The sequence below is a fragment of the Caulobacter sp. KR2-114 genome (assembly GCF_049446115.1).
Classification (GTDB): Bacteria; Pseudomonadota; Alphaproteobacteria; order Caulobacterales; family Caulobacteraceae; genus Acaudatibacter.
Genome location: NZ_JBMSEC010000007.1, coordinates 343,295 through 367,906, shown reverse-complemented (window position 1 = coordinate 367,906; position 24,612 = coordinate 343,295). Strand labels below are relative to the sequence as shown.

Genomic DNA, 24,612 nt, shown 5'->3' with positions numbered 1-24,612 from the left:
GCGCGCAGCGGATATCCGGGACCGCGGCAGACGTCGGCGCCCGCCACGCCCTGGAATCGAGAGCGCTTCCGGCGGTCCCGGATAAGGCGCTGGCGCGCCTTTCCGGGATGACAGAAGGGAGGGCGTGCGAGGGAAGAGGAAAGCTTGGCGCCCCCCGCTCACACCACCCCGCGGGCCTTCAGCGCGGCGACCTTGGCCTCATCCAGGCCGGCCATCTCGGCCAGCACCGCCTCGGTGTGCTCGCCCAGCGCCGGCCCCGGCCAGCGGACCTCGCCGGGGGTTTCGGAGAGCTTGGGGAAGGCGTTCTGCATGCGGATCTTGCCGAACACCGGGTGCTCGGTCTCGACGATCGCCTGGCGGGCGATGAACTGGGGGTCGGTCAGCATGTCCGGCGCGCGGTACACCCGACCGCAGGGCACGCCGTTGTCCTCCAGCAGCGCCAGCAGGGCGTCCAGCGCCTGGGGCCGGGTCCAGTCGGCGATGATCTCGTCCAGCTCGGCCTGGTTTCGCCCGCGGGCGGCGTGGTCGACGAAGCGGGCGTCGGCGGCCAGGTCGGGGCGGCCCATGGTCTCGGCCAGCCGGCGGAACACGGTGTCGCCGTTGCCGCCGATCAGGATCATCTCGTCGTTCGCCGCCGGATAGACGTTGGACGGGGCGATGCCCGGCAGGATCGAGCCGGAGCGCTCGCGCACATAGCCGGTGATGTCGTACTCGGTGATCAGGTTTTCCATCATCGCCAGCACGCTCTCGTAGATCGCCGCGTCGACCACCTGGCCGCGGCCGGTGCGCTGGCGCGCGTGCAGCGCCATCATGATCCCCATCACCGCGTGGGTCGCCGCCAGGCTGTCGCCGATCGAGATGCCGGCGCGGGCCGGCGGCCGGTCCGGCTCGCCGGTGATGTGGCGCAGGCCGCCCATCGCCTCGCCGATCAGCCCGTAGCCGGCGCGCTTGGCGTAGGGTCCGGTCTGGCCGAAGCCGGAGACCCGGGCCATCACCAGGCCGGGGTTGGCGGCCGCGAGGCTCTCGTAGGTCAGGCCCCACTTCTCCATCGAGCCGGGCCGGAAGTTCTCGATCAGCACGTCGGCCTTGCCGATCAGGGTGCGGGCGATGGCCTGGCCCTCGGGCGAGCGCAGGTTCAGCGTCACCGACTTCTTGTTGCGGCCAATCACCGGCCACCACGGGGAATGGCCCTTGGGCAGGCTGCGGCCCCACTGGCGCATGGGATCGCCGGCGCCCGGGTCCTCGATCTTGATCACATTGGCCCCGAAGTCGCCCAGGATCTGGCCGCAGAACGGCCCGGCGATCAGCGTGCCCATCTCGATCACGGTCAGGTCGGATAGCGGTCCCACGGCGGTCTCCCCGGAAGTGGCGTCGGAAGTGGCGGCGTGTGGTGACGCTCGGAACCCTTCACAGGTCCGTGACTTCTCCACTCACCGCCGCCGTTGGAGCCGCCTGCCCCCGCGTCTGTCAACGGCGAGCCCGATGCAAAGACCGCTTGGAGGAGATCCCATGACCCGCACCCTGACCCTGGCGAGCGCCGCCCTCGCCGCGCTCAGCCTGGCCGCCTGCAACAAGCCCGCCGACGGCGCCAGCAACCCGCCCAGCGCGGTGACGCCGCAGGAAAAGGCCGAGACCCCGGACGCCCATCCGGCCGCCACCATCCCCACCCCCGCCAACGAGGCCGCGGCGCCCGACTTCGTGGCCAAGGCCGCCGCCAGCGACATGTTCGAGATCGCCGCCGCCAAGATCGCGCTCGCCAGGTCGACCAACCCCGACGTCAAGGCCTTCGCCCGTATGATGGAAACGGCGCACACGGCCACCACCAAGGCGCTGAAGGCCGCGATCAAGGACGCCGGCCGCACCGACCTGGCCCCGCCCGCCGCCCTGCCCAGCGACCTGCAGGGCAAGCTCGACGACCTCAACAAGGCCGACGCCGCCAGCTTCGACAAGACCTATATCGACCAGCAGGTGGACGCCCACCAGGCGACGCTGGACCTGATGCAGCGCTACGCCAAGGACGGCGACGTGGCCCAGATCAAGGCCTTCGCCGCCGACACCGCGCCGCACGTTCAGGACCACCTGACCAAGGCCAAGGGCATCAAGGACGCCCTGAAGAAATAGGCGGCGGGGGCGCCGCCGTTCGTTGGCCCCCTCCGCCATTCGCCCTGCGGCCGAATGGTCCCCCTCCCCCGTTTCACGGGGCGGAGCGAAGCGTTGAGGCCGTCTCTCCTCCCCCGCGCAGCGAAGCGGAGCGGGGGAGGGGGACCGTCGGGCGAAGCCCGAGGGTGGTGGGGGCCTGCGAACACGCTGGCCGCCAAAGCCCGCGGCTGCAGGCCGCTATTTCACGGCGATCAGGTTGTCGTCGGAATCGCGGTCGATCAGCTCGTTGTAGGGATCGGCGCCGGCCCAGGTCGGCGGCCGGCTGACGTCAAAGCTGATCGTCTGGGTCCCGTCGTGGATCGGCCGCCGCTCCAGGGCGATCACGTTGCGCGCGCCGAACGCGCCGGCCCCGGGCTTGGCGTCGAACAGGCCCACCCAGAGCGCCTCGTTCATCGGCGCCGGCGTCTCCTTGCCCTTGCCGTCGGCGTAGAGCTTGCGGGCCGTCACCGTCAGGGTCACCCGCCAGCGGCCGTCCGGCAGGCGCGCGGTCTTCGCGGCGGTGGTCTTGACGTCGTACAGGGTGATCTTCTCGAACAGGTCGGTGATCAGCTGCTGCTTGTCCGCGGGCGCCTGGGCGCGCAGGGCGGCCACCAGGTCCAGCGAGGTCGGATAGGGCGCGCCCTTGAAGGCGTATTTCTGCAGCAGCGAGCGCAGGGCGGCGTTGACCTTGTCCTCGCCGATCTCGTCGGCCAGCCGGTACATCACCAGAGAGCCCTTGCGATAGTGGATGTAGCCCTGGTCGGATTCCACGTGCTCCAGGTCCTGCTCGTCCACCGTCGCCGAGCCGCGCGCCCGCAGATAGGAATCCAGCTCGAACTTCAGGAACTTGCGGATGTGGTCGGGGCCGTAGAGGTCGCGCATCACCCGCAGCGCCGAATACTGCGCCAGGGTCTCCGACAGGCTGGTGGCCCCTTGCATGTCCGCGCCGACGATCTGGTGCGCCCACCACTGGTGGGCGAACTCGTGCGCGGCGACATAGGTCACCAGGTCGATCTTCTCCGGGTCGCGGTAGTCGGCGATGAAGCCCAGGCCCTCTGACCAGGGGAAGGTGCCGGCGAACGACTGGGCGAATTCGGCGTAGTCGGGGAACTCGGTGATCCGCGCCTGGCGGAACTGGTAGGGGCTGAAATTGGCCTGGTAGTAGTCCAGCGACGCCTTCAGCGCCGTCTCCATGCGCGCCACGTTGTAGGGGTGGTGCGGGTCGTAGAATACCGTCAGGTCGACGCCCTTGTAGCGCTCGACGTGCGACAGGTAGCGGGCCGACTGGATCGAGAAGAACTGCAGGATCGGCGCCTCGGTGACGAACCGCGCGGTGCGCCGCCCGCCCGCGGTGACGTCCGAGACCTTGTAGCCGGGCGCGATCGGCGTCTGGTCGGCGTCGGTGGTGACGGTGATGTCCGCCGTGGTCCAGGAGGCGTGGCCGACGTAGCTGTACTGCCGGGCGGCCGGGTCGGCGCTGAGCGGCGGCGGGTGCAGGTCGTACTTCAGCCCGTGGCGCCAGCGCGCGGCGTGGTCGCGCAGCAGCTCGTCGCGGCTCATGCCGATCACCGGCGCGATCTGGGCCGAGTTTACGAACGTGCCGTTGTCGACCACGCTGGTGAGGTTGTCGCGGTTGCGAAAGCCGTGCTGGGTCAGCTCGGTGGTGAACGACAGGGTGCGCTTCTCGCCCGGCAGCATCGGGCTGTCGAAGGTGAAGATGCGGTAGTTGAACCGCGGGTCGGCCGCGGTCTTGGCCCAGGCGCCGGCGATGTTCAGGGCGCAGACCGTGACCTCGCGGTCGAAGCGCACATGCACCTCGCGCAGCGGCTGGCTGGTCAGGTTCTGCAGCACGTAGACGCCCTTGGCCTCCATCATCGGCTGGTGCGGGTGCAGGCTGACCGACAGGGTGACCGCGGTGACGCTGGGCTGGGGGACGCGCTCGTAGCGCAGCAGGGCGCGCTCGTAGTCGGCCTGCCAGGCCTGGTTGCTCTCGCGGGTGCGGTACTCGTTCCAGACATTGGTGTTGACCAGGATGAAGGCCCCGGCCCCCACCGCCACCACCGCCCCGGCGCCGGCCACGATCCCCGCCGGGCCGCGCAGGCGTCCCGGGAAGCGGGCGAAGCGCGGGCGATAGCGGGTCTCCGCGCCGCGCCGCCACAGGCCGTAGCAGAGCGCCACCAGCAGCGCGCCCAGCCCCAGGTCATAGAGCCCGAACCACGCCGGGCCGATCCAGAAGTGGCCCAGGCCGTTCATGTCCGACAGCGGCAGGCGGCTCTGGAACGGACTGCCGAAGAACAGCAGGCCATGCTCCCAGCCGACCCGCGGCAGGGTCAGCACGCCGACGAACCACACCAGCATCAGGCCCCAGCCGACGAACTTGTTGGGGCTGAGCACCTGGAAGAACACCGCCAGCACCGCCAGGGCGGCGAAGTTCACCGCCTGCGGGGCCAGGTACCACAGCAGGTACTTGCCGGGTTCGAGGTCGGTGTAGCCCTTGCTCAGCTGGATGCCGATCGCCGCCAGCACGCTGACCGCCAGGGTCGCCCACAGCACCAGGGCCACCGCCGCGACCTTGGGCAGCACGAACGTCCAGTCCGGCGCCGGGGTGGCGTCGATGATCTCGTGCATCCGGCGCTCGCGGTCGCGCCAGATCAGGTCGCCAGCGAAATAGCCGGCGATGATCATCGGGAAGATGGTGAAGCCGCCCTCCAGCCCGGGGATCAGGATCCGGGTCACCGGCCACAGGGCGCCGCCGTAGCGGTCGTCGGAGGTGATCTGCCACAGGATCGCCAGGGCGTTGCCGGTGCCCAGCGCCAGGATCGCCCAGAAGGCGGCCGACTTGAACACGTGGGCCATGTCGAAGCGGGTGCGGGCGGCCATCTGCGCCCACCCGGCGCCGCCGGCGGGCGCGGTCCGGGGGCGGATCGCGCCGCGCCGCGAGGGGGCTTCCAGCGCCGCCGCCGCGGGACGACGGCGGGCGGTGGCCTTGATCCCCTGGGTCTGCAGCCGGCTCAGCGGATAGGCCGCGGCCAGGAACACCGCGCCCAGCAGCAGCACGAACAGGCGGTTGAACAGCAGGATGCCGCCGACCGGCGGGTCCAGGCTGTTGCGCTCGGCCACCGTCCAGTAGCGGGTGGTGTATTCGTAGGCCGCGCTGCCGAACGGCTCCCAGTGCGCCACCACGGGCGCCAGGTCCGGCCGCGACAGGGCCAAGTTGGTGATCACGTAGATCACCAGGAAGCCGATCACCCCGACGAAGGTCCAGCCCATCGAGCGGGTCACCGTCGACAGGGCGAAGAAGGCGGCCGAGGTGAAGAACACGTTCGGCAGCGCCAGCACCAGGTAGGCATAGGCGTAGGCGCCGGGCAGGAAGGCGCCCTTCAGGTCGGGGTCCAGCCACGGCGCCATGCCGCCCAGCAGGCTGGCGACGGTCACGCCCAGGAAGCACAGGCAGATCACCGCGAAGGCGCCGGCGAAGCGGCCGTACAGATAGTCGAACTTGCTCAGCTGTGTGGTGCGCAGGATCGGGGCGAAGCCGGTGTCGTCGTCCTTCAGCACCGAGCCGGCGACGAACGCGGTGCCGCCGAACATGAAGAAGATCGAGAACACCAGGTGCAGCACGTTGACCAGGTCGGGGCTGTTGCGATGCACCCCGCTGGCCGAGCCCAGGCTCAGCGAGCCGACCCCGGTGATGATCAGGGCCAGCACCGCCAGGATCGCGGTGACGATCCAGAACAGCGGCTGGCGAAGCTGGTAGCGGACCTCGAAGCCGGCGACCTGGAGCAGCATCGGACGCTAGGCCGCCGCGGCGCGGGCGTTCGCGCCCTGGGCCGAGAGGGTCGAGAAATAGACGTCCTCCAGGCTGCCGGCGATCGGCGCGAAGTCGTCGCCCGGATCGCTGTCGGCCAGGACGTGCACCAGGGTGCGGCCGGCGAACAGCCGGGTGGAGATCACCTCGTGGCGCTGGGCCAGCGCCGCCAGCTCGGCCTTGTCGACGGTCTTGACCCACACCCGGCCGTTCAGCTGGGCCATCAGCGCCTGGGGCGCGCCCTCGCCGACGATCCGGCCGCCGGCGATGATCGCCATGCGCGGGCACAGGTCGGCCACGTCGGCGACGATGTGGGTGGAGAGCACCACCACCACGTTCTCGCCGATCTCCGACAGCAGGTTGAGGAACCGCTGGCGCTCCTCGGGGTCGAGGCCGGCGGTGGGCTCGTCGACGATGATCAGGGCCGGGGCGCCGATCAGCGCCTGGGCGATGCCGAAACGCTGGCGCATGCCGCCGGAGAAGCCCGAGATCGCCTTCTTGCGGTGCTGCCACAGGTTCACCTGCTCCAGCAGCGCCTCGACCATCTCGCGCCGCTCGGCGGCGTGGCCGAAGCCCTTCAGCACGGCCATGTGGTCCAGCATGTCCTGGGCCGAGACCCGCGGATACACGCCGAAGTCCTGCGGCAGGTAGCCGAGCGTGCGGCGCAGGGCCTGCGGGTCCTTCAGCACGTCGATGTCGTTGAAGCGGATGAAGCCCGAGGTCGGCGCCTGCAGGGTGGCCACGGTGCGCATCAGCGTCGACTTGCCCGCCCCGTTGGGACCCAGCAGGCCGAACATGCCGCGCGGCACGGTGAGGCTGACCTCGTCCAGCGCCTTGACGCCGCCCGGATAGATGTGGGTGAGGTTCTCGATGATCAGCATGGCGTCGGCTAGCGGCCCGGCGGCGGAAAATGCCCCTCAACCGCAATGCACGCCGCATCCGGCCCCGGCAAGTGAAAGAACGGTTAGGCTTTCTTGCCCGCGGACCGGGCGCCCAGGCCCTGGCCAAGCGGCCGGCGCGGGTTTAGGGGCAAGGTCATGAGCGCCTACGCCGTCCCCGCCCCGCCCGTCCCCACGGTTCCCGTCGAAGGGTCCGACGCCGCCTTCCCCGTGCGCCGCATCCTGTGCGTGGGCCGCAACTACGCCGCCCACCGGCGCGAGATGGGCGGCGACGACCGCGACCCGCCGTTCTTCTTCGCCAAGCCGGCCGATGCGGTGGTCCCGCCCGGCGGCGACGTGGCCTATCCGAGCGTGACCGCCAACCTGCACCACGAGATGGAGCTGGTGGTGGCGATCGGCAAAGGCGGGGCGAACATTCCGGTGGCCCAGGCGCTGGACCACATCTTCGGCTACGCCGCCGGCGTCGACATGACCCGCCGCGACATCCAGAACGCGGCCAAGGACAAGGGCCAGCCCTGGGACGCCAGCAAGGGCTTCGACCAGTCGGCGCCGATCTCCGCCATCCGCACCGGCGTCGCCGCCCCGCCGCAGGGGCGCATCACCCTGTCGGTGAACGGCCAGGTGAAGCAGGACGCCGTGGTCGCCGACATGATCTGGTCCGTGCCCGAGATCGTCGCCGAGGCGTCGAAGCTGTGGGCCCTGGCCCCCGGCGACCTGATCTACACCGGCACGCCGGAGGGCGTCGGCCCGCTGGTGCGCGGCGACACGGTCACCGGCGAGATCGAGGGCGTCGGCGCGCTGAGCTTCCGGGTCATCTAGGCGTGGCCGACCTGCTGCTGCACTCGTACTGGCGCGCCACGGCGCCCTACCGGGTGCGCATCGGGCTGGCGATCAAGGGGCTGGCGTTCGACTACGCCCCGATCAACCTGCTGAACAACGAACAGGGCGCGCCGCCCTATCGCGACCATTACAATCGCCAGGCCCTGGTGCCGTCGCTGACCGCAGGCGGACGCACCTTCACCCAGTCCCTGGCCATCCTGGAGTGGCTGGACGAGACCCATCCGCAGCCGCCGCTGCTGCCGGGCTCGCCCGCCGACCGGGCGACGATCCGCGCCATGGCCGAGATCGTCGCCTGCGACATCCATCCGCTGAACAATCTGCGGGTGCTCAAGGCCCTGGCTGAGCTGGGCCACGCCAGCGGCGGCGAGGACCAGCAGGCCTGGGGCCGGCGCTGGATCGAGGACGGTTTCGCGGCGCTGGAGCCGATGGTGGCCCAGTACGGCGCCGGCTTCGCCTTCGGCGACACGCCGACCCTGGCCGACTGCGCCCTGGTCCCGCAGCTGTGGTCCTCCAGCCGCTTCGCCGTCGACCTGTCGGCCTTTCCGGCGCTGAGCGCCGTCGCCGCCCACGCCGCGACACACCCCGCCTTCCAGGCCGCGCATCCGGACCGCCAGCCGGACAAGCCGGCGGGGTGAGCGCGACGCCGGAAGGGCTGCGCGGCCCCTCACCTTCCCAAGCTCGGCGCTAGCGCACCGACCTCGGGCCCCTTCCTCTCCCTAGAGGGAGAGGAGTCTTTTCGGACGCCCGGCATCAACTCAGTTGACCTCTCCCTGCAGGGAGAGGGAGGGGCCCGATCGCGCAGCGATTGGGAAGGTGAGGGGCGGCGCCAGCCCCTCTTCACCCACCCGGCCCCCGCACCCGCACCCGCGCCTCGACCTTGCGGCCGGCGCCGTCGACCACGCTGACGCGGTAGAAGCCGGGGCCGGGCGGGCGCCAGATGGCGTGGCCGCTGACCGGGTCGACCGCCACCGGCGCGCCGTCGACGTACCAGGACAGGCCGGTCCCGGCCGCGGCCAGGGCCAGGCCGCGCGAGGCCGGGCCGAAGCCGTCCGCCTGCACCGCCGCGCCGTCGGGCGGGAAGATCAGCCGCGGGCCGGCGTCGGGCCGGTCGAGCTGGCGCAGAGCCGGCGGCGCGGCCTTCGGGGCGATCGGCGGCGGGGCCGAGACCTGAGGGGCGATCTGGTCGGCGACGTCGAACAGCAGCGGCAGGGCCGCCTCGCGCCCGGTGAAGCCGGCGCGGGCGCCGCCGTCGGCCCGGCCGGTCCAGACCACGATCACGTAGTCGCCGGCCACCGCCGCGGCGACCGCGTCGCGAAAGCCGTACGAGGTGCCGGTCTTGAACGCCATCGCCGGGCCGCCACGGGTCAGGGCCGAGGGCGCGCGGCCCTTGGGCGTCGGCGCCTCGCGCAGGATGTCCAGCACCTGTCGCGCCGCGGTGGCGCTGACCAGCCGGGTCCCGCGCCCGTGCGCCGCCCGTGCGGCGTCCGCCTCGGTGAACGCCAGGGGCTTGGCGATCCCGCCGTCGCCCAGCGCCGCATAGAGCATGGCCATGTCGCGCAGGGTGATCCCCTCGCCGCCCAGCGCCAGCGCCAGGCCGGCGTCGCGATAGCCGGCCTTGGGCCGCACCAGCCGCGCGCCGGCGCCCTGCAGCCGGGCCTCGAACGCCTGCGGCCCGACCCGCTCCAGCAGGCTGACCGCCGGCACGTTCAGCGAGTGGGTCAGCGCCTCGCGCGCGGTGACGCGGCCGTGGAACACCCGGTCGAAGTCCTCCGGCTGGTAGTCGGTGAAGCGGCGCGGGGTGTCGTCCACCTCGGTGTCCGGGGCGGCGACGCCCTGCTCGAAGGCGATGGCGTAGATGAACGGCTTCAGCGCCGAGCCCGGCGAGCGCAGGGCGCGGGTCAGGTCGATCCAGCCGCCGGGGCGGTCCAGCCCGGCAGAGCCCACCGCCGCGCGCACCGCCCGGCCCTTCGTCTCCACCACCAGCACCGCCGCCGTGCCGGTCTCGCCCTGCGCCTTGGCCGTGCGCGCCACCAGCGGCTCCAGGCGGCGCTGCAGGTCGGCGTCCAGGGTGGAGACCACCGAGGCCTGCGACAGCGGCGCGGCGCGGGCCAGCTCGCCGCCGACGTGCCAGGCCAGCGCCGGAAACGGCTGGCGCCCGGGGATACGGTCGGCGTCGGCCTCCTGCGCCCGGGCGGCGGAGATCAGGCGCGCCGCCAGCATCTTCTCCAGCACGCGGCGCCGGGCGGCCTGGGCGGCCTTGGGCCGGCGGTCCGGCCGGCGCGCCTCGGGCGCCTGCGGCAGGGCGATCAGCAGCGCCTGTTCGCCGTCGGTCAGGGTCTGCGGCTCGTGGCCGAAATAGGCCAGGCTGGCGGCCCGCGCGCCCTCCAGGTTGCCGCCATAGGGGGCCAGGGTCAGGTACATCGCCAGGATCTGGCGCTTGGAGAACCGCGCCTCCAGCTGCACGGCGCGCGCCATCTCCAGCAGCTTGTACGGCAGGCTCCGCGGGTGCGGCGCCAGCAGCCGGGCGGTCTGCATGGTCAGGGTCGAGGCGCCGGAGCTGATCCGGCCCCGCACCAGGGCCGAGGCGCTGGCGCGCAGCACCGCCAGCGGGTCGACGCCAGGATGCTGGTAGAACCGGGCGTCCTCGATGCGCACTACCCGGGCCAGGAAGGTGGGGTCGGTCCGGTCCAGGTCGGCGCGGATCCGCCAGCGCCCCCGCTCCACCGGCAGCGCCCGCAGCCACGCCCCGCGCCGGTCCAGCGCCACCGGCGACGACCGCTCGGCGCGCGACAGGTCCGGCGGAAACGCCGCGTCGAGGCCCAGCAGCAGGCACTGCGCCGCCAGCAAGGCGATCAGGCCGAAGACGACGAGGCGCATGGGGTTCGGTCGGGACACGGAAGAAACGCCTACGCTCCGTTCTCTTCCCCCCTTGGGGGAAGTCCCGGCGAAGCCGGGGATGGGGGCTCCAGCGAAGAACCGTCGGTTCGCGTCCAGCTGGAGCCCCCTCCACCCCCTTCGGGGGTCCCCCTCCCCCAGAGGGGGAGGAGAAAGGTTCTACGGCCCCGCCGCCACCTGCATCCGGCCGCCGGCGGAGTGGCCGAACACGCCGGCGTGGTACATGTCCAGCGCCTGGGCGCCGGGCAGGTAGAAGTCGCCGGGAGTCACGGCCCGCGCCACGTAGGCGAAGGCGAAGTCGCCGTTGCCGGGCAGGCTCATGGCGGCCATGTAGCGGTCGTCGCGGGCCTCCTGCACGCTGGCCGTGGTCAGCTTGCCGAGGAACTTGAACGGCCCGGTCTCGGCGTCGTCGGGGCTGAGCGTGGTCTCGATCTCGAAGCCGGCCGGCAGGGCGTCGTCCACCGCCATGGCGGTGGTCTGGCCGCGCGAGGAATGGCCCTTGACCAGCACGATCACCCGGTCGCCCTGCTTCAGCCCCGCCAGGTTCACCGGCCCGCCGGAGAAGCTGTAGAAGGTCTTGCTCACCGACAGCCCGGACGCCTCCGCCGGCGGCGGGGCGATCGGCGTGCCGCGCACCGTCACCGTCCGCCAGATCGGCCCGCCGTTGTTGGTGAAGCGGGCCTGCTGCAGGATGCCGACGCTCCAGCGGGGCGTGCCCCCCGAGGTGGGCAGGGCGGCGACGCCGCTGGCGGCGATGTTCGGCGTCCCGGCGGCCTTCAGCATGAAGTGGGCGGCGCGCAGCAGGGCGGCGGCCTCCTGGGTGTTCAGCTGGCCGGGATCCTTCACCGCCCCGTCGAGGCGGGCCTGCAGGGCCCGGGCGAGGTCGGTCTCGCCGGCCTCGTAGGCCAGGGCGATCACCGCGCCGAGGTCGCGCAGCGGGCTCTGGTAGTAGTCGGTGTCCTCAACGAAGAACAGCGGGCCGAGCTGCAGCGGCGAGCGCTGGTAGCCCAGCTTGCGCGCCGCCTCGAGCATGGCGTCGTGCGCCCGCGCCTTGTCGCCCATCATCGCCAGGCCCGCGCCCACCTGGGCGATGGACAGCGGCGAGGGTTCGTCCTTCATCTGCACGTCGTGCCACCAGCGCAGCCGGGCCAGGTCGCCGCGGCCGGCCTTGGCCAGGTCGTACAGGGCGTAGGCCGAGGCGCGGGCGCGCATGCGGTCGGTGGCCTTCTTGGCGGCGTCCTTGTTGCCGCCCCACCACTCCGGATACTCCAGGCGGTAGGCGACCGAGGCGAAGCCGTCCGGCCGGCTGAGCTGGCGCATCGCCGACAGCGCCTTGTCCACCGCCTCGTCCGGCACCGCCGCCCCGTGCGCCCTCGCCTCCAGCAGGAAGTCGGTGGCGTAGGCGCCCAGCCAGGCATCGGCCTCGCCGTCGCCGACCCGCCACAGGCCGAAGGCGCCGTCCAGCGACTGCCGGTCCAGCAGCTTGCCGACCGCGTCGTTGAACCCGGCGGTGATGCGCCCGTCGTTCGGCGAGATCTCGGCCGCGTACAGCAGCGGATAGGCGGTCGACACCAGCTGCTCGGTGCAGCCGTAGGGATAGCGCGACAGGTCCAGGGCGATCGGCGCCGGGTCGAAGCCCTTGAACGGCGAGTAGCTGACCTGCATCGTCACGTCGCCGGCCATCATCCCCGACAGCAGGCTGACTGGCGGGGTATAGGTCTCGCCCGGGCGCTGCAGCTCGGTGGTGGTGCGGGTGGTCGGCCCCCAGCCCAGCCGGGTCTGGATGTCATAGTCCTTCGCAGTGTTGAAGCCGGGCCCGGCCACCTTGAAGCCCACCTTCGAGACGCCGGTATGGGACGGCGCCAGGAACGGGATGTGCTCGGCGATGCGCATGCCGACCACCAGCTGGTAGGCCTTCCTGAACGCGCCGACGATGCCGTTGGTGGCCCAGGTTTCCACCGCATAGAGCCCCGGCTTTCCCTCGATGTTGTGCAGCTCCAGGGTGGCGAAGGCCTTGTCCCCGGGCGACAGGAAGCGCGGCAGGTCGAGGTCGGCCACCACCGGCTCGCGCACGGTCATCGGCGTCGAGCCGGAGCCCACGGCGCTGTCGGTCCAGGCGACCGCCATGATCCGCACCTCGCCGTTGAAGGCGGCGGCCGGCAGCTTGACGGTGGCGCGGCCGTCCATGCCGGTCTCCACCACGCCGGACCACAGGGCCACGGTCCTGATCGGGGTCACCGTCAGCCCCTCGCCGCCCAGCTCGTCGCCGCCGAAGTTGACGTTGGCCGGGGCGCCCAGGTTGGCGTCCAGCAGCCGGCCGTAGTCGTCGCGATAGTCGACGGTCATCGCCCGCTTGCCGAAATACCAGTCGGCCGGATCGGGGCTGGCGAACTTGGTCAGCGCCAGGATGCCCTGGTCCACCGCCGCCACGGTGACGTGCGCCGTCTGGCCGAACGACAGGCCGCGCACATGCACCGGCACCTCCACCGGCGCGTTGGAATCGATCTTGCCCGGCGTGCCGATGTCCACCGTCAGCTTGCGGCCCTTGGGGTCCAGCGGCACGTAGATCAGCCCCAGCGCCCGCCGCGGCTTGGGCGTGGCCACCGGGTCGCGCGGCTGGATCACGCTGACCAGCACATAGGCCCCGCCGCCCCAGGCGGCCGAGGTCTTCAGGCGCAGCACCCCGCCCTTCTCGCCCACGCTCATGGTCTTCAGGTCGATCAGGTGGTCGGTGGCGACCGCGGCCTGCACCTCGCCGGCGTAGGGCGGCTTGATGGCGATCTCGACGGTGTCGCCCTGGGCGTGGGTCCCGCTTCCGGCGCTGACCCGCACCATGTCCGGGGCGTCGGCGTCCTCGGCCGTGGAGCCCCAGCCGGCGGAGAACCGCCGCACCATGGTCGTCCCGTCCGGCCCGGTCAGCTCCAGGCGGTAGTCGCCCCAGCCCAGCTTGCGGTTCAGCCGCGCGCCCTGGCCGGCGGCGATGTTGAGCACGCCCTTGGCCACCACCACGTCGCGGCTGGTGCGCCGCCACTGCCATTTGCCGTCCTGCTGGAACCAGTCGTAGTTCCAGTTCTCGGTGATCAGGCTGTAGCCGATGTTGGCCGCCGCGATCGACTGGCCCTGCGGATTGACGGCGATGACGTTGATCGTCACCGGCGGGGCGTTCTGGCCCTGGGCCTGGCCCTCGTCGACCTTGACCCCGAGGTACATCGGCCGGGTGCGGACCTTCAGCGACAGCCCCTCGCGCACCGGCCGGCCGCCCGGCTCGAACACCGAGGCGGTGACCTGGGCCACCAGCGGATCGGCCGCGTCGCCGGCTTCCGAGCCGTTGAAGGTCAGGTTGGCGTGACCGGCCCCGTCGGTGACCGTCGTGCCCAGCTCGACCATCTTCTCGGCGAACGGGTTCTTCTCGTCGCCCCAGGCATAGCCCTGGAACTGTGGGAACGGGTTGGGGTCGACGCGCAGGCGCGCCTCGCCCTGGGTCTGCAGCCCCGAGCCGATGGCGCCGTACAGGAACCGGGCCGACACGGCGATCGGCCGCGCCTCGGCGCCCGTGACCGGCCGGGCCGCCTGGCCGTCGGTGGTCACCGCCAGCCGCTGCGGCGCGAAGTCCTCCACCGAGAACGACAGGGCGCCGGAGGCGGCGTCCAGGCCGTCGACGTGCAGCTCGGCGGTCCAGTGGCCGCGCGGCGCGCTCTTCGGCAGGGCCACGTCGTCGGTCACCGCCCCGCCGTCGGCCTTGGCGAAGGGATAGCGCCTGAACTCGACGCCGGAGGGCCGCTTGACCACGATATAGCCCTTGCGGTCCTTCACCGCCTTGGCCTCCAGGTCGCGCACCAGGGCCACCAGGCGCACGGTCTCGCCGGGCCGGTAGATGCCGCGATCGGCATAGAGGAAGCCGTCCACCGCGGTGGCCGGGCTGCGGCCGGAGGTCACCGACGGCGCGTCGCCGCTGGGCTGGCGGCCGCCGGCGGCCTGTTTCGACAGGTCCACCGGCGAACGGGCCAGGTCCAGCACCGCCAGGTCGCCGGCCGGGCCATAGGCCATCACCATCTTCGCGGTGGCCGCGCCCGTGCCTTCCAGCAGGCTGTGGGCGAAGGTCGCGCGGCCGGAGGCGTCGGTCCGGGTGACCGCCAGGTCCTCGCCGTTCTGCGCCACCAGCGCCACCTGCAGGCCGGGCAGCACCTTGGCGGTCTTCAACGAGCGGGCCACCACGTCGAGGGCGTTCTGGCCGGTGTAGGCCGACAGCGCCATGTCGGTGAACACCACCCAGCGGCGCGCCTGGGCCGGCTGGGTCCCTTCGCCGCTCTTGTTGTCCGGGTCGCGGCCGCCGGAGGCGTCACGCGCCTTGATCACATAGCCGCCGGGCTTCATCTCCTTGAGCACCGCGCCCAGGGGGAACACCGTGGTGACCTTCTGCGCCGGGTCGCCCTTGACGTCGACCGTGCCCTTCCAGACCACCGTCCCCTCGTCGTCGGGGCTGTCCTCGCCGTAGTCGTCGGCATAGTCGCCCTCGCCGGTGGGCTGCGGGGCGGAGATCGACTTGCGCGGCAGGTTGCGGGCCGGCACGCGCCAGACCTCCACCGCCAGCTTGGACACGTTGATGGTCTCGATGCCGACGCCGTCGGATTCCTCGCGCGGCAGGATCACCCCGCTGCCGGCGAAGCCGACATAGGGCGGCCGCTCGCCGAAGGTGAAGTCCACGTCGACGTTGTCGGCCAGGGTCTCGCCGTTGGCGCCGGGCAGGCCCTTGAGCAGGGTGATCTTTCGGTCGGCGAAGCCCAGGCCGGCGATGCACAGCTCGTCGTTGCGGGCGGTCACCGCCGGGGCGTGGCCGAGGTCCGGCGAGACCAGCACGAAGTCGCCGTAGGACTTGTTGGACTCCAGCGGCTTGGACATCTCGATGCAGGCCATCGGCTGGGCGCCGGCGGTGTCGATGCGCTGCTTCCAGTAGGCGAAACCCTCCGGCTTGGGGATGCCGCGGCGCGGCGCGCTGGCGTCGCGCGGGTGGCCGAACAGGCTCCACAGGCTGGCGCCGGGCGTCGCCGGGGCGCCGGCGTGCCGGAAGGCGCCGTCCACCCCCTTGGCGACCAGGAAGCCGCCGCCAAAGCCCACCACCAGCGCCGCGATGGCCGCGACCACCAGACTGCGGTTCATAGTTTCATCCCCATGGCAGGCTCTGCGCGGACGGCGCAGCGCTGTCAGCGGGCCAGAGACAAGCCTAACCGCACGAGGGGGTCAACTGGGCGAACACCGGTATTTCCGGCCGCTCTCGGCGCCGTTCCGCACAGGGGGTCGCGAATGTGCGGATGGTGGCCCGAAAAAGCGAAAAGGCCCGACCGCGGGGGAGCGCTGTCGGGCCTCGCAGGCCGCTCCGGTTGGGGGGGAACCGGCGGCGCGATGAAGCTTAGATAGGATCGCCTTCGCCGCCCGCAAGGGCTCGCCGCGACGCCCTGCCGCCCCGGCGAGAGGGTCGAAGTAAACGCCCCTTAACCCTCTTGGCCCAGAACGGGGGTCCAGACAGGGGCAGGCAAGGCATGGCGAAGGCGGCGCAGCGCAGCGGAACACAGCTGATGTGGGACGTCGCGCACCTGGCCTGGAGCCACGACACCGTCGCCCGCTTCCGCGGTGGGGTGACCGCGGTGGTCGGCTTCGGCCTGGTGCTGGCGCTGGCCAGCTATCACGCGGCCGATCCCAGCTTCGACGCCGCCTCCGGCGAGGCGGCGCACAACCTGCTGGGCGGCGCCGGCGCCAACCTGGCCGACCTGGCCATGCAGCTGTTCGGCCTCGCCGCCTGGGTGGTGGCCGTGATCCTGGTGACCATGGGCCTGGCGCGCGCCGCCGACCGCGCCCCCGCCGCCACCCGCGGCAAGCTGCGCCTGCGCGCCGTCATCGGCGCCCTGGGCGTGCTGGCCCTGGCCGGCGTGCTCGCGGCGCCCGCGCCGCCCGCGGCCTGGCCGCTGGCCAAGGGGCTGGGCGGCCTGGTGGGCGACGGGGTGCTGAGCGCGCTCGCCGGCCTGTTCCACTTCGTCCGCCTTCCCGGCGCCCGGTTCTTCGCCGCCCTGATTCTGGCGGCCGGCGGCGTCGCCGCCTTCGCCTATTCCCTCGGCCTTCGCCGCAGCGACGCGGCCGCCACCGCCCGCTGGATCGCCGAGCGCAACGCCGAACGCCTGCAGGCGCGCGACGCCCGCGCCGCCCGGCAGGAGCGCGAGGCCCGCGCGGTCGCCCCGCCGGCCGGCGAGGCGCCGGCGCAGGCCAAGGTCCGCGCCCCCAAGGCGCCGCGCGTCGCGCCCCCGGCGGACGAGGCCTACGAGACCGCCGAGCCGTCCCTGGCCGAAGAGCTGGCCGCGCCGCTGTCGATCCGCCAGCCGAAGGCCGCGCCCAGGCCCTCGGGCCGCGAGGCGCGCGAGACCCAGAAGAGCTTCGACTTCGCCGAGGACGGCGGCTTCCAGCTGCCGGAGCTGGCCATGCTGGCCAAGCCCAAGCCGCGCGCCTCGGCCTTCGACGAGGGCGCCCTGCGCCAGAACGCCCGCCTGCTGGAAAGCGTGCTGGCCGAGTTCGGCGTGCGCGGCCAGATCGACCAGATCCGCCCAGGCCCGGTGGTCACCCTGTACGAGCTGGTGCCGGCGGCGGGCGTGAAGTCGGCCCGGGTGGTGGCCCTGTCCGACGACATCGCCCGCTCGATGAGCGTGGCCGCCTGCCGCGTCGCCGTGGTGCCGGGCCGCAACGCCATCGGCATCGAGCTGCCCAACGCCCGGCGCGAGACCGTCTATCTGCGCGACCTGCTGGCCAGCGCCGAGTTCGAGAAGCACACCCAGGCCCTGCCCCTGGCGCTGGGCGAGAACATCGGCGGCGAGCCCTATATCGCCGACCTGGCCAAGATGCCCCACCTGCTGATCGCCGGCACCACCGGCTCGGGCAAGTCGGTGGGCGTCAACGCCATGATCCTGTCGATCCTCTACCGCCTGAGGCCCGACCAGTGCCGCTTCATCATGATCGACCCGAAGATGCTGGAGCTCAGCGTCTATGACGGCATCCCGCACCTGCTGGCGCCGGTGGTCACCGACCCGAAGAAGGCCATCGTCGCGCTGAAGTGGACGGTGCGCGAGATGGAGGACCGCTATCGGCGGATGTCCAAGATCGGCGTGCGCAACGTCGCCGGCTACAACGAGAAGGCCGTGGAGGCCGCCGCCAAGGGCGAGCACTTCGTGCGCACCGTGCAGACCGGCTTCGACGAGGCCGGCCGGCCGATCTACGAGGAGGAGAAGCTCCGCCCCGAGCCCATGCCCTACCTGGTGGTGGTGATCGACGAGGTCGCCGACCTGATGCTGGTGGCCGGCAAGGACATCGAGGGCGCTGTGCAGCGCCTGGCGCAGATGGCCCGCGCCGCCGGCATCCACCTGATCATGGCCACCCAGCGCCCGTCGGTGGACGTGATCACCGGCACCATCAAGGCCAACTTCCCCACCCGGATCAGCTTCCAGGTGACCTCCAAGATCGACGCGCGCACCATCCTGGGCGAACAGGGCGCCGAGCAGCTGCTGGGCCAGGGCGACATGCTGTACATGGCCGGCGGCGGCCGCATCACCCGCCTGCACGGCCCGTTCGTCTCCGACGGCGAGGTCGAGGCGGTGGCCAAGTACCTGCGCCTGCAGGGCGAGCCGCAGTACCTCGAGGACGTCACCTCGGCCGACGACGAGGACGGCGACGGCGGCTTCGACGGCGGCGGCGGGGGCGGCGGCGGCGAGAGCGCCGATCTCTACGACCACGCCGTGGCGGTGGTCACCCGCGACCGCAAGGCCTCCACCAGCTACATCCAGCGCCGCCTGCAGATCGGCTACAACCGCGCCGCCTCGCTGATGGAGCGCATGGAGCGCGAAGGGGTGGTCGGCCCCGCCAACCACGCCGGCAAGCGCGAGATCCTCGCCGGCCCGCCGCCGCCAGGGTGACACCGCCGCGCCAGCGCGGCCCCTCACCTTCCCATTGCTGCGCAATGGGCCCCTTCCTCTCCCTGCAGGGAGAGGACTCCAGGTGCGGCGCTGGCTCCAGGACATTTCCTCTCCCTTGAGGGAGAGGAAGGGGCCCGAGATCGGCGCGGCCGCGCCGAGCTTGGGAAGGTGAGGGGCCGCGCCGACCTCTGCCCAAACCGCGCCGTATTCGCGCCCGGCGCGCGTGCTATCTAGGGCGGATGATCAATCGACGTTTCGCCACCGGCGCCCTTGCCCTGGCCCTTCTCGCCGCCGCCCCCTCCGCCCTCGCCCGACCGCCCGCGCCGCCGCCCGCGCCGCTGAGCGCCGACGACCAGGCGCTGGTCACCCGCGCGCTGAGCTATCTCGACGGGGTGAAGTCGGCGCGCGGCCGCTTCGTGCAGACCGACTCGCGGGGCAATGTCGCGCCGGGGACCTTCTTCCTGCAGCGGCCGGGCCGCGCGCGGTTCGACTACGATCCGCCGGCCAAGGTGATCATGGCCTCGGACGGCGTCGTGGTATCGATCTGGAACCTGCGGCTGAAGACCTTCCAGAGCTACCCGCTGAGCGCCACGCCGCTGGGCATCTTCCTGGCCAAGGAGATCCGGCTCGATCGCGGCATCAAGGTGGTGCAGGTGCAGCACAAGGCCGACGGCTTCACCATCGTCGCGCGCGACACCCGCCATCAGTCCGAGGGTCAGATCGCGCTCAGCTTCTCCGACAGCCCGATGCGGCTGCAGGGCTGGACCGTCACCGACGCCCAGGGACTATCCACGCGTGTAACGCTGGCCGATTTCTCGCAGACCGCGCCGATGGACCAGGGCTTCTTCCGCCCCGCAAACCCTTACGCCAAGCCGGATTCAAAGCCGGCCGTCCGCTGATTGTAGCGATTTTGTCACAAGCAAGCTTTTTGAACTCTGCGCTTGACATTCCGCTATCGAGTGGCAAATATGACACTCATCGCGGTGAGGCATCCGACCTGCTTCACTCGTATCCGTGCCGGAACCTATCCCCTCCCGGCGGCGGCATGAGAGACGACTTTCATCGCCCGGGCGCCCAGTGCGTCCGGGCGTTTTTTCTGGGCACAATTTCGCGCATTCCCGGCCGGGACGGCGATTTATTGTGCGCCCCGGGCTCTGGGAGAGGTTAATGCGCCTTAGGATCGCCAGCTGGAACATCAATTCCGTGCGCCTGCGCGCCGAGCAGGTCCAGCGCTTCGTCGCCGAGCGGCAGCCGGACGTGCTGTGCCTGCAGGAGATCAAGTGCCGCGAGGGAGAGTTCCCGCTGAACGCCTTCATCGAGGCCGGCCTGCCGCACGTGAGGATCGCCGGCCAGAAGGGCTGGCACGGCGTCGCCATCGCCTCGCGCCTGCCGTTCGACGCCGCGCCGGGCCTGGACGTCTGCCGCGAGGGCCATGCCCGCGAGGTCGGGGTCAGGGTGGCCGGGGTCGAGGTGCACAACTTCTACATCCCGGCCGGCGGCGACCTGGCCGACCGCGCCGAGAACCCCAAGTTCGACCACAAGCTGGATTTCTACGAGCGGCTGACCGCGAAGATGGCCGCGCGCGACCCCAAGGAGGCGATCGTCATCACCGGCGACCTCAACGTGGCGCCGGGCGAGAACGACGTCTGGAACCACCGGTACATGTCGAAGATCGTCAGCCACACCCCGGTCGAGGTCGCCGCCATGCGCGCCCTGCAGGACAGCCTGGGCTTCATCGACCTGGCGCGCGAGGTCACGCCGGAGCCGCAGAAGCTGGCGTCGTGGTGGAGCTATCGCGCGCAGGACTTCCGCAAGTCCGCCCGCGGCCTGCGCCTGGACCACATCTGGGTCACCCCCGGCCTGCGCGAGGCCGCCTGGCGCGCCGGCGCCCCGGTGTGCCAGATCCACGAGGACGTCCGCGCCTGGGACCGCCCCAGCGACCACGCCCCGGTGACGGCGGATTTGGGGCTTTAAGGCCGCAGTTCCGCCCTCCCCTTCATGGGGAGGGAAAGATCGCGCAGCGATCAGGGTGGGGAAGTGAGATGTCGAGCGCCGGCTGACGCGATTGGCCTGTACAGCGGCAGGCGTTCCCCACCCTGGCGGCTTCGCCGCCTGTCCCTCCCCACAAGGGGGAGGGCGAAGGCCCTACGGCGCCAGCCGGTAGCCGCCGGCCTCGGTCAGCAGCAGGCGGGCGTGCGCCGGTTCGGGTTCGATCTTCTGGCGCAGGCGATAGACGTGGGTCTCCAGCGTGTGGGTGGTGACGCCGGCGTTGTAGCCCCACACCTCGGTCAGCAGCTCCTCGCGCGACACCGGCTTGCCGCCGGAGCGATAGAGGTACTTCAGGATGTTGGTTTCCTTGTCCGTCAGGCGGATCTTCTTGCCCTTGGCGTCCAGCAGCAGCTTCTGCGCCGGCCGGAACTCGTAGGGGCCGATGCGGAACACCGCATCCTCGGACTGTTCGTGGCTGCGCAGCTGGGCGCGGATGCGGGCCAGCAGCACGTTGAAGCGGAACGGCTTGGTGACGTAGTCGCTGGCGCCGGAATCCAGGCCCAGGATGGTGTCGGAATCGCTGGAGGCCGCGGTCAGCATGATGATCGGCGCGGTGACTCCGCCGTTGCGCATCAGCCGGCAGGCCTCGCGGCCGTCCATGTCCGGCAGGTCGACGTCCAGCAGCACCAGGTCGGGCCGCCCGTCCTTGGCCTGGCGGATTCCCTCGGTCGCCGACGCCGCGCCGCTCGCCTCGAACTCCTCGTGCAGCTCCAGCTGCTCGACGAGCAGGCCGCGCAGGTCTGTATCATCGTCGATGATCAGGATCGTCTTGCGTTGCGCCATGCTATGACCATGCACCGTTCAAGGGGGGGCCGCCAAGCCCGCGCCAGAAGCCATAGCCCAAAGCCATAGCATGATCTTCGACGCCTTCGCTGATGGAACCTTCGCCTTCCACGACGGAACCGGCGCCCGGCGTTTCCGCTGCGCCCTGGGCCGCGGCGGGACCTTGCCGGCGGCCGAAAAGCGCGAGGGCGACGGGGCCAGTCCCCTGGGATCGTGGCCCATGCGGCGGCTGCTCTACCGGGCCGACCGCGGCGGTCCGCCGGCCACCGCCCTGCCCTGCCAGCCGATCGGCCCGCACGACGGCTGGTGCGATGCGCCGGGCGACCCGGCCTACAACCGGCCGGTCCGCCTGCCCTACCCGGCCAGCGCCGAATCTCTGTGGCTCGAGGATCATGTCTACGACCTGATCGTGGTGCTGGGGCACAACGATGACCCGCCCGTGTCGGGGATGGGGTCGGCGATCTTCCTGCACCTGGCGCGGCCCGACTATGCGCCGACCGCCGGCTGCGTCGCCCTGGCCAGGCCTGACCTGGAGGCGGTGCTGGCCCGCGCCGCGCCCGGCGACGTGCTCAGGATCCGGCCGGCGCCGGCGGGCTGACGTGCTTCGCCCGCGCGCCGAACAGGGCCGAGCCGACCCGCACCTCGGTGGAGCCGAAGGCGATCGCCGTCTCGAAGTCGGCGCTCATCCCCATCGACAGCGCCGCCAGGCCGTTGCGGGCGGCGATCTTCGCCAGCAGGGCGAAGTGCGGCCCCGGCGGCTCGGCTTCCGGCGGGATGCACATCAGGCCCTCGATCGTCAGGCCGAGCGGGCCGCGGCACAGGGCGATGAAGGCGTCGGCCTCGGTCGGCGACACGCCGGCCTTCTGCGGCTCCTCGCCGGTGTTTACCTGCACCAGCAGCCGCGGAGCCTTGCCGGCGCGCTGGATCTCGTCGGCCAGCACCCGGGCCAGCCGCTCGCGGTCCACCGTCTCGATCACGTCGAACAGGGCCAGGGCCTCGCGCGCCTTGTTGGTCTGCAGCGGGCCGATCAGCCGCAGCTGCAGGCCCTCGCGCCGCCCCGCCCAGCGCTCTGCCGCCTCCTGCACGCGGTTCTCGCCGAAGACCCGCTGTCCGGCGGCGACCACCGGGGCCACGGCCTCCCAGGGCTGCTGCTTGGACACCGCCGTCAGGCTCACCGAGGCCGGGTCGCGGCCGGCGGCCCGCGCCGCGGCGGCGATGCGCGCCAGGGGCGTATCGGCGGCGGGCTGCGGGACGGGCTCGGAGGGGTCGGGCATTGAGCGGATCGGGCCTTTCGGACCTCTGGCGGGCGGCGCTGAGGCTAGATCGTCGCCGGGGCGGGCGAAAGCAACCGCCGCCGCTGCTTTTCTTCACCGATCCGGCGCGCACCCCCGACCCCGAAGCGGTGCTGCGCCGCCTGCCGCGCGGCGCCGGGGTGGTGTTCCGCGCCTTCGGCGCGCCGGACGCCCTGGCGCAGGGCCGCCGGCTTCGGGCGATCGCGCGAAACCGCGGCCTGGTGTTCCTGGTCGGGGCCGATGCGCGGCTGGCCCGCGCGCTGCGGGCGGACGGCGTGCACCTGCCCGAGCGGCTGGCCCACACCGCGCAGCGCCTGAGGCGCGGACGGCCGGGATGGCGGATCACCGCCGCGGCGCACGACCTGCCGGCGCTGCTGCGGGCCCGTCGCGGGGGGGTCGACGCCGCCGTGATCTCCCCGGCCTTTCCCAGCCGCAGCCCGTCGGCCGGCAAGCCGCTGGGCCCAACCCGGCTGGCGGCCCTGGCGCGCGCCGCCGGCCTGCCGGCCTATGCCCTGGGCGGCGTCAACGGGCGCACGGCGCGGCGGCTGGCGATGAGCGGGGTGATCGGCGTGGCGGCCGTGGAGGCGGTGATGGAGTGAGCGGCGCGGGCGACGTCACCCATCTTCTGTCATCCCGGAGTCCGCGCAGCGGATATCCGGGACCGCGGCAGGCGTCGGCGCCCGCTACGGCCGGCAAGCGCCAGCGCTTCCGGCGGTCCCGGATATGGGCTGTCGCCCATTCCGGGATGACAGATGGGATGAAGGTCTGTGCTGCGCTCCGCCCGGGGTGACCGGGGAAGCGGATCAGAACTTGAAGGTGGTTTCCAGGCGGACCCGCGGGGCGGTGGGCTGGGGCTGGATCTTGGTGGCCGTGGTGTCCACCGAATCATTGCTCAGCGAGACCCCGGCGCCCACGCGCAGGCGCGGGGTGGCGCGGTAGTAGACCCCCGGCGCCACGTCCTTCCACTGCATGTCGCGGTCGGTGTGCTGGGTCATGTCCAGCGACAGGCCCCAGCGGCCGGTCTTGGCGTCCCATTGCAGGCTGCGATGCGGCGCGGTGGGGTTGGTGGTGGTCGGGGGCTGCGCGGCGAACGCGTCGGCCTGGCCCGCCTGGCGCGGCGCCTGCTGCGCATGCGCGCCGGTCGCGATCGCCACGAGGGCGAGCGCCACGCAGGCCGCTACGCTAGACTTCACCGGCGCCATCGCCACCCAACTGCCCCTCAAGCCCCAACGATCGCCCCCAAAATGGGGGTGACATCGTTCTAAGCTCATTTCGATTAAGGGCGCGTGACTGACAACGTCAAGGCGCCGAGGTCGACTCTTGGCCCAGGCGCCGCAATGAGCCGCGCCCTGTGGCGACTCCGCAACGCGATTCCTGTTTGGCGGCCGAAGCTTGATGCTATAGACGCGTCCTTCCGGGGGCGAGCGGGGTCGTGCATAGTGCCACGGCCAGAAACTATATTGGAGCGACAAGGCATGCCGTTTGAGCGCGGGACCTTCAGGCGCGGCGCGATGATCGGGGTCATGGCCCTGAGCGTCGTCGGCCTCGCGGCGTGCGGCGGTCGGGCGGCCAATCCCCTGCATGCGGGCAATTCCCGCGGCGGTCCGCCGCCGGCGACGATCGGCGTCAACGGCTATCTGTGGCGCGCCACGCTCGACACCCTGGCCTTCATGCCGCTGCAGTCGGCCGACCCATTCGGCGGCGTGGTGATCACCGACTGGTACGTGAACCCGGAAAAGCCGGACGAGCGCTTCAAGTGCACGGTGTACATCCTGGATTCGCGCCTGCGCGCGGACGGGCTGAACGTCACGGTGTTCAAGGAAGTGTCCAACGGCGCCGGCGGCTGGACCGCCTCGCCGACCGCCAGCCAGACGGCGACGGACATCGAGAACGCGATCCTGACCAAGGCCCGCCAGCTTAGGCTCTCCAACCTCCACGGCTGAGGCCGCCTTCGTTCG

General features: G+C 71.9%; 17 protein-coding genes. 9 read left to right on the top strand and 8 right to left on the bottom strand.

Annotated elements, in window-relative coordinates:
* Positions 1-158: 158 nt before the first annotated feature.
* On the bottom strand, positions 159-1,349 hold the full coding sequence (locus ACO2Q3_RS23490) for a CaiB/BaiF CoA transferase family protein (protein WP_423311102.1): 1,191 nt from the start codon (positions 1,347-1,349) through the stop codon (positions 159-161).
* Between the two features lie 160 nt (positions 1,350-1,509).
* Between ACO2Q3_RS23490 and ACO2Q3_RS23485 the strand changes: the two genes are divergently transcribed.
* On the top strand, positions 1,510-2,121 hold the full coding sequence (locus ACO2Q3_RS23485; protein WP_423311100.1) for a DUF4142 domain-containing protein: 612 nt from the start codon (positions 1,510-1,512) through the stop codon (positions 2,119-2,121).
* Between the two features lie 216 nt (positions 2,122-2,337).
* Here the strand turns inward: ACO2Q3_RS23485 and ACO2Q3_RS23480 are convergent, their stop codons facing one another.
* Together ACO2Q3_RS23480 and ACO2Q3_RS23475 are read right to left on the bottom strand one after the other, a co-directional pair.
* Positions 2,338-5,928, bottom strand: coding sequence for an ABC transporter permease/M1 family aminopeptidase (locus ACO2Q3_RS23480; RefSeq protein WP_423311098.1), 3,591 nt, complete (start codon positions 5,926-5,928; stop codon positions 2,338-2,340).
* Positions 5,929-5,934: 6 nt separating this feature from the next.
* Positions 5,935-6,828 (bottom strand): ABC transporter ATP-binding protein, encoded by an 894-nt coding sequence (locus ACO2Q3_RS23475; RefSeq protein ID WP_423311096.1) that lies wholly within the window; start codon positions 6,826-6,828, stop codon positions 5,935-5,937.
* Positions 6,829-6,984: 156 nt separating this feature from the next.
* Between ACO2Q3_RS23475 and ACO2Q3_RS23470 the strand changes: the two genes are divergently transcribed.
* Both ACO2Q3_RS23470 and maiA read left to right on the top strand, forming a co-directional pair.
* Positions 6,985-7,665, top strand: a complete 681-nt coding sequence (locus ACO2Q3_RS23470; protein WP_423311094.1) for a fumarylacetoacetate hydrolase family protein — start codon at positions 6,985-6,987, stop codon at positions 7,663-7,665.
* A gap of 11 nt (positions 7,666-7,676) precedes the next feature.
* Positions 7,677-8,321, top strand: a complete 645-nt coding sequence (gene maiA, locus ACO2Q3_RS23465; protein ID WP_423311191.1) for a maleylacetoacetate isomerase — start codon at positions 7,677-7,679, stop codon at positions 8,319-8,321.
* A 202-nt stretch (positions 8,322-8,523) separates the two neighbouring features.
* Here maiA and pbpC read toward each other — a convergent pair whose 3' ends face one another.
* On the bottom strand, positions 8,524-10,563 hold the full coding sequence (gene pbpC, locus ACO2Q3_RS23460; protein WP_423311092.1) for a penicillin-binding protein 1C: 2,040 nt from the start codon (positions 10,561-10,563) through the stop codon (positions 8,524-8,526).
* A 177-nt stretch (positions 10,564-10,740) separates the two neighbouring features.
* Positions 10,741-15,738 carry an alpha-2-macroglobulin family protein gene (locus ACO2Q3_RS23455; protein WP_423311090.1) on the bottom strand — a complete coding sequence of 1,666 codons (4,998 nt, stop codon included), beginning with the start codon at positions 15,736-15,738 and terminating at the stop codon, positions 10,741-10,743.
* Positions 15,739-16,118: 380 nt separating this feature from the next.
* On the opposite strand from ACO2Q3_RS23455, the gene ACO2Q3_RS23450 reads away from it, so the two are divergent.
* From ACO2Q3_RS23450 to xth, 3 genes are all read left to right on the top strand, one after another.
* Complete coding sequence (locus tag ACO2Q3_RS23450) at positions 16,119-18,530, top strand: DNA translocase FtsK 4TM domain-containing protein (protein WP_423311088.1); 2,412 nt, start codon at positions 16,119-16,121, stop codon at positions 18,528-18,530.
* A 239-nt stretch (positions 18,531-18,769) separates the two neighbouring features.
* On the top strand, positions 18,770-19,429 hold the full coding sequence (locus ACO2Q3_RS23445; protein WP_423311086.1) for a LolA family protein: 660 nt from the start codon (positions 18,770-18,772) through the stop codon (positions 19,427-19,429).
* 268 nt (positions 19,430-19,697) lie between these two features.
* A complete protein-coding gene (gene xth, locus ACO2Q3_RS23440; RefSeq protein ID WP_423311084.1) occupies positions 19,698-20,504 on the top strand; it encodes an exodeoxyribonuclease III in 807 nt (268 codons plus the stop codon).
* A 171-nt stretch (positions 20,505-20,675) separates the two neighbouring features.
* Here the strand turns inward: xth and ACO2Q3_RS23435 are convergent, their stop codons facing one another.
* Positions 20,676-21,362, bottom strand: coding sequence for a response regulator transcription factor (locus ACO2Q3_RS23435; protein WP_423311082.1), 687 nt, complete (start codon positions 21,360-21,362; stop codon positions 20,676-20,678).
* A 70-nt stretch (positions 21,363-21,432) separates the two neighbouring features.
* Here ACO2Q3_RS23435 and ACO2Q3_RS23430 point away from each other — a divergent pair, with 70 nt between their 5' ends.
* Positions 21,433-21,960: a L,D-transpeptidase family protein gene (locus tag ACO2Q3_RS23430; protein ID WP_423311080.1), complete on the top strand. Its 528-nt coding sequence runs from the start codon at positions 21,433-21,435 to the stop codon at positions 21,958-21,960.
* On the opposite strand, the gene ACO2Q3_RS23425 is transcribed toward ACO2Q3_RS23430, so the two are convergent.
* On the bottom strand, positions 21,932-22,636 hold the full coding sequence (locus ACO2Q3_RS23425; RefSeq protein WP_423311078.1) for a YggS family pyridoxal phosphate-dependent enzyme: 705 nt from the start codon (positions 22,634-22,636) through the stop codon (positions 21,932-21,934). The genes ACO2Q3_RS23430 and ACO2Q3_RS23425 overlap by 29 nt on opposite strands.
* On the opposite strand from ACO2Q3_RS23425, the gene ACO2Q3_RS23420 reads away from it, so the two are divergent.
* On the top strand, positions 22,636-23,253 hold the full coding sequence (locus tag ACO2Q3_RS23420; RefSeq protein ID WP_423311076.1) for a thiamine phosphate synthase: 618 nt from the start codon (positions 22,636-22,638) through the stop codon (positions 23,251-23,253). The genes ACO2Q3_RS23425 and ACO2Q3_RS23420 overlap by 1 nt on opposite strands.
* 204 nt (positions 23,254-23,457) lie before the next feature.
* On the opposite strand, the gene ACO2Q3_RS23415 is transcribed toward ACO2Q3_RS23420, so the two are convergent.
* The gene (locus ACO2Q3_RS23415; protein WP_423311074.1) at positions 23,458-23,823 is read right to left on the bottom strand and encodes an NtrZ family periplasmic regulatory protein; all 366 of its coding nucleotides are present in this window, start codon (positions 23,821-23,823) and stop codon (positions 23,458-23,460) included.
* 306 nt (positions 23,824-24,129) lie between these two features.
* Between ACO2Q3_RS23415 and ACO2Q3_RS23410 the strand changes: the two genes are divergently transcribed.
* Positions 24,130-24,597, top strand: coding sequence for a DUF3576 domain-containing protein (locus tag ACO2Q3_RS23410; RefSeq protein ID WP_423311072.1), 468 nt, complete (start codon positions 24,130-24,132; stop codon positions 24,595-24,597).
* The last annotated feature ends 15 nt before the right edge of the window (positions 24,598-24,612 follow it).

Excerpts from the sequence above, each read along its gene's own strand:
- ACO2Q3_RS23485 (WP_423311100.1), top strand. The coding sequence starts at position 1,510 with ATGACCCGCACCCTGACCCTGGCGAGCGCCGCCCTCGCCGCGCTCAGC.
- ACO2Q3_RS23480 (WP_423311098.1), bottom strand. The coding sequence starts at position 5,928 with ATGCTGCTCCAGGTCGCCGGCTTCGAGGTCCGCTACCAGCTTCGCCAG.
- ACO2Q3_RS23475 (WP_423311096.1), bottom strand. The coding sequence starts at position 6,828 with ATGCTGATCATCGAGAACCTCACCCACATCTATCCGGGCGGCGTCAAG.
- ACO2Q3_RS23470 (WP_423311094.1), top strand. The coding sequence starts at position 6,985 with ATGAGCGCCTACGCCGTCCCCGCCCCGCCCGTCCCCACGGTTCCCGTC.
- pbpC (WP_423311092.1), bottom strand. The coding sequence starts at position 10,563 with ATGCGCCTCGTCGTCTTCGGCCTGATCGCCTTGCTGGCGGCGCAGTGC.
- ACO2Q3_RS23455 (WP_423311090.1), bottom strand. The coding sequence starts at position 15,738 with ATGAACCGCAGTCTGGTGGTCGCGGCCATCGCGGCGCTGGTGGTGGGC.
- ACO2Q3_RS23450 (WP_423311088.1), top strand. The coding sequence starts at position 16,119 with ATGGCGAAGGCGGCGCAGCGCAGCGGAACACAGCTGATGTGGGACGTC.
- ACO2Q3_RS23445 (WP_423311086.1), top strand. The coding sequence starts at position 18,770 with ATGATCAATCGACGTTTCGCCACCGGCGCCCTTGCCCTGGCCCTTCTC.
- xth (WP_423311084.1), top strand. The coding sequence starts at position 19,698 with ATGCGCCTTAGGATCGCCAGCTGGAACATCAATTCCGTGCGCCTGCGC.
- ACO2Q3_RS23435 (WP_423311082.1), bottom strand. The coding sequence starts at position 21,362 with ATGGCGCAACGCAAGACGATCCTGATCATCGACGATGATACAGACCTG.
- ACO2Q3_RS23430 (WP_423311080.1), top strand. The coding sequence starts at position 21,433 with ATGATCTTCGACGCCTTCGCTGATGGAACCTTCGCCTTCCACGACGGA.
- ACO2Q3_RS23425 (WP_423311078.1), bottom strand. The coding sequence starts at position 22,636 with ATGCCCGACCCCTCCGAGCCCGTCCCGCAGCCCGCCGCCGATACGCCC.
- ACO2Q3_RS23410 (WP_423311072.1), top strand. The coding sequence starts at position 24,130 with ATGCCGTTTGAGCGCGGGACCTTCAGGCGCGGCGCGATGATCGGGGTC.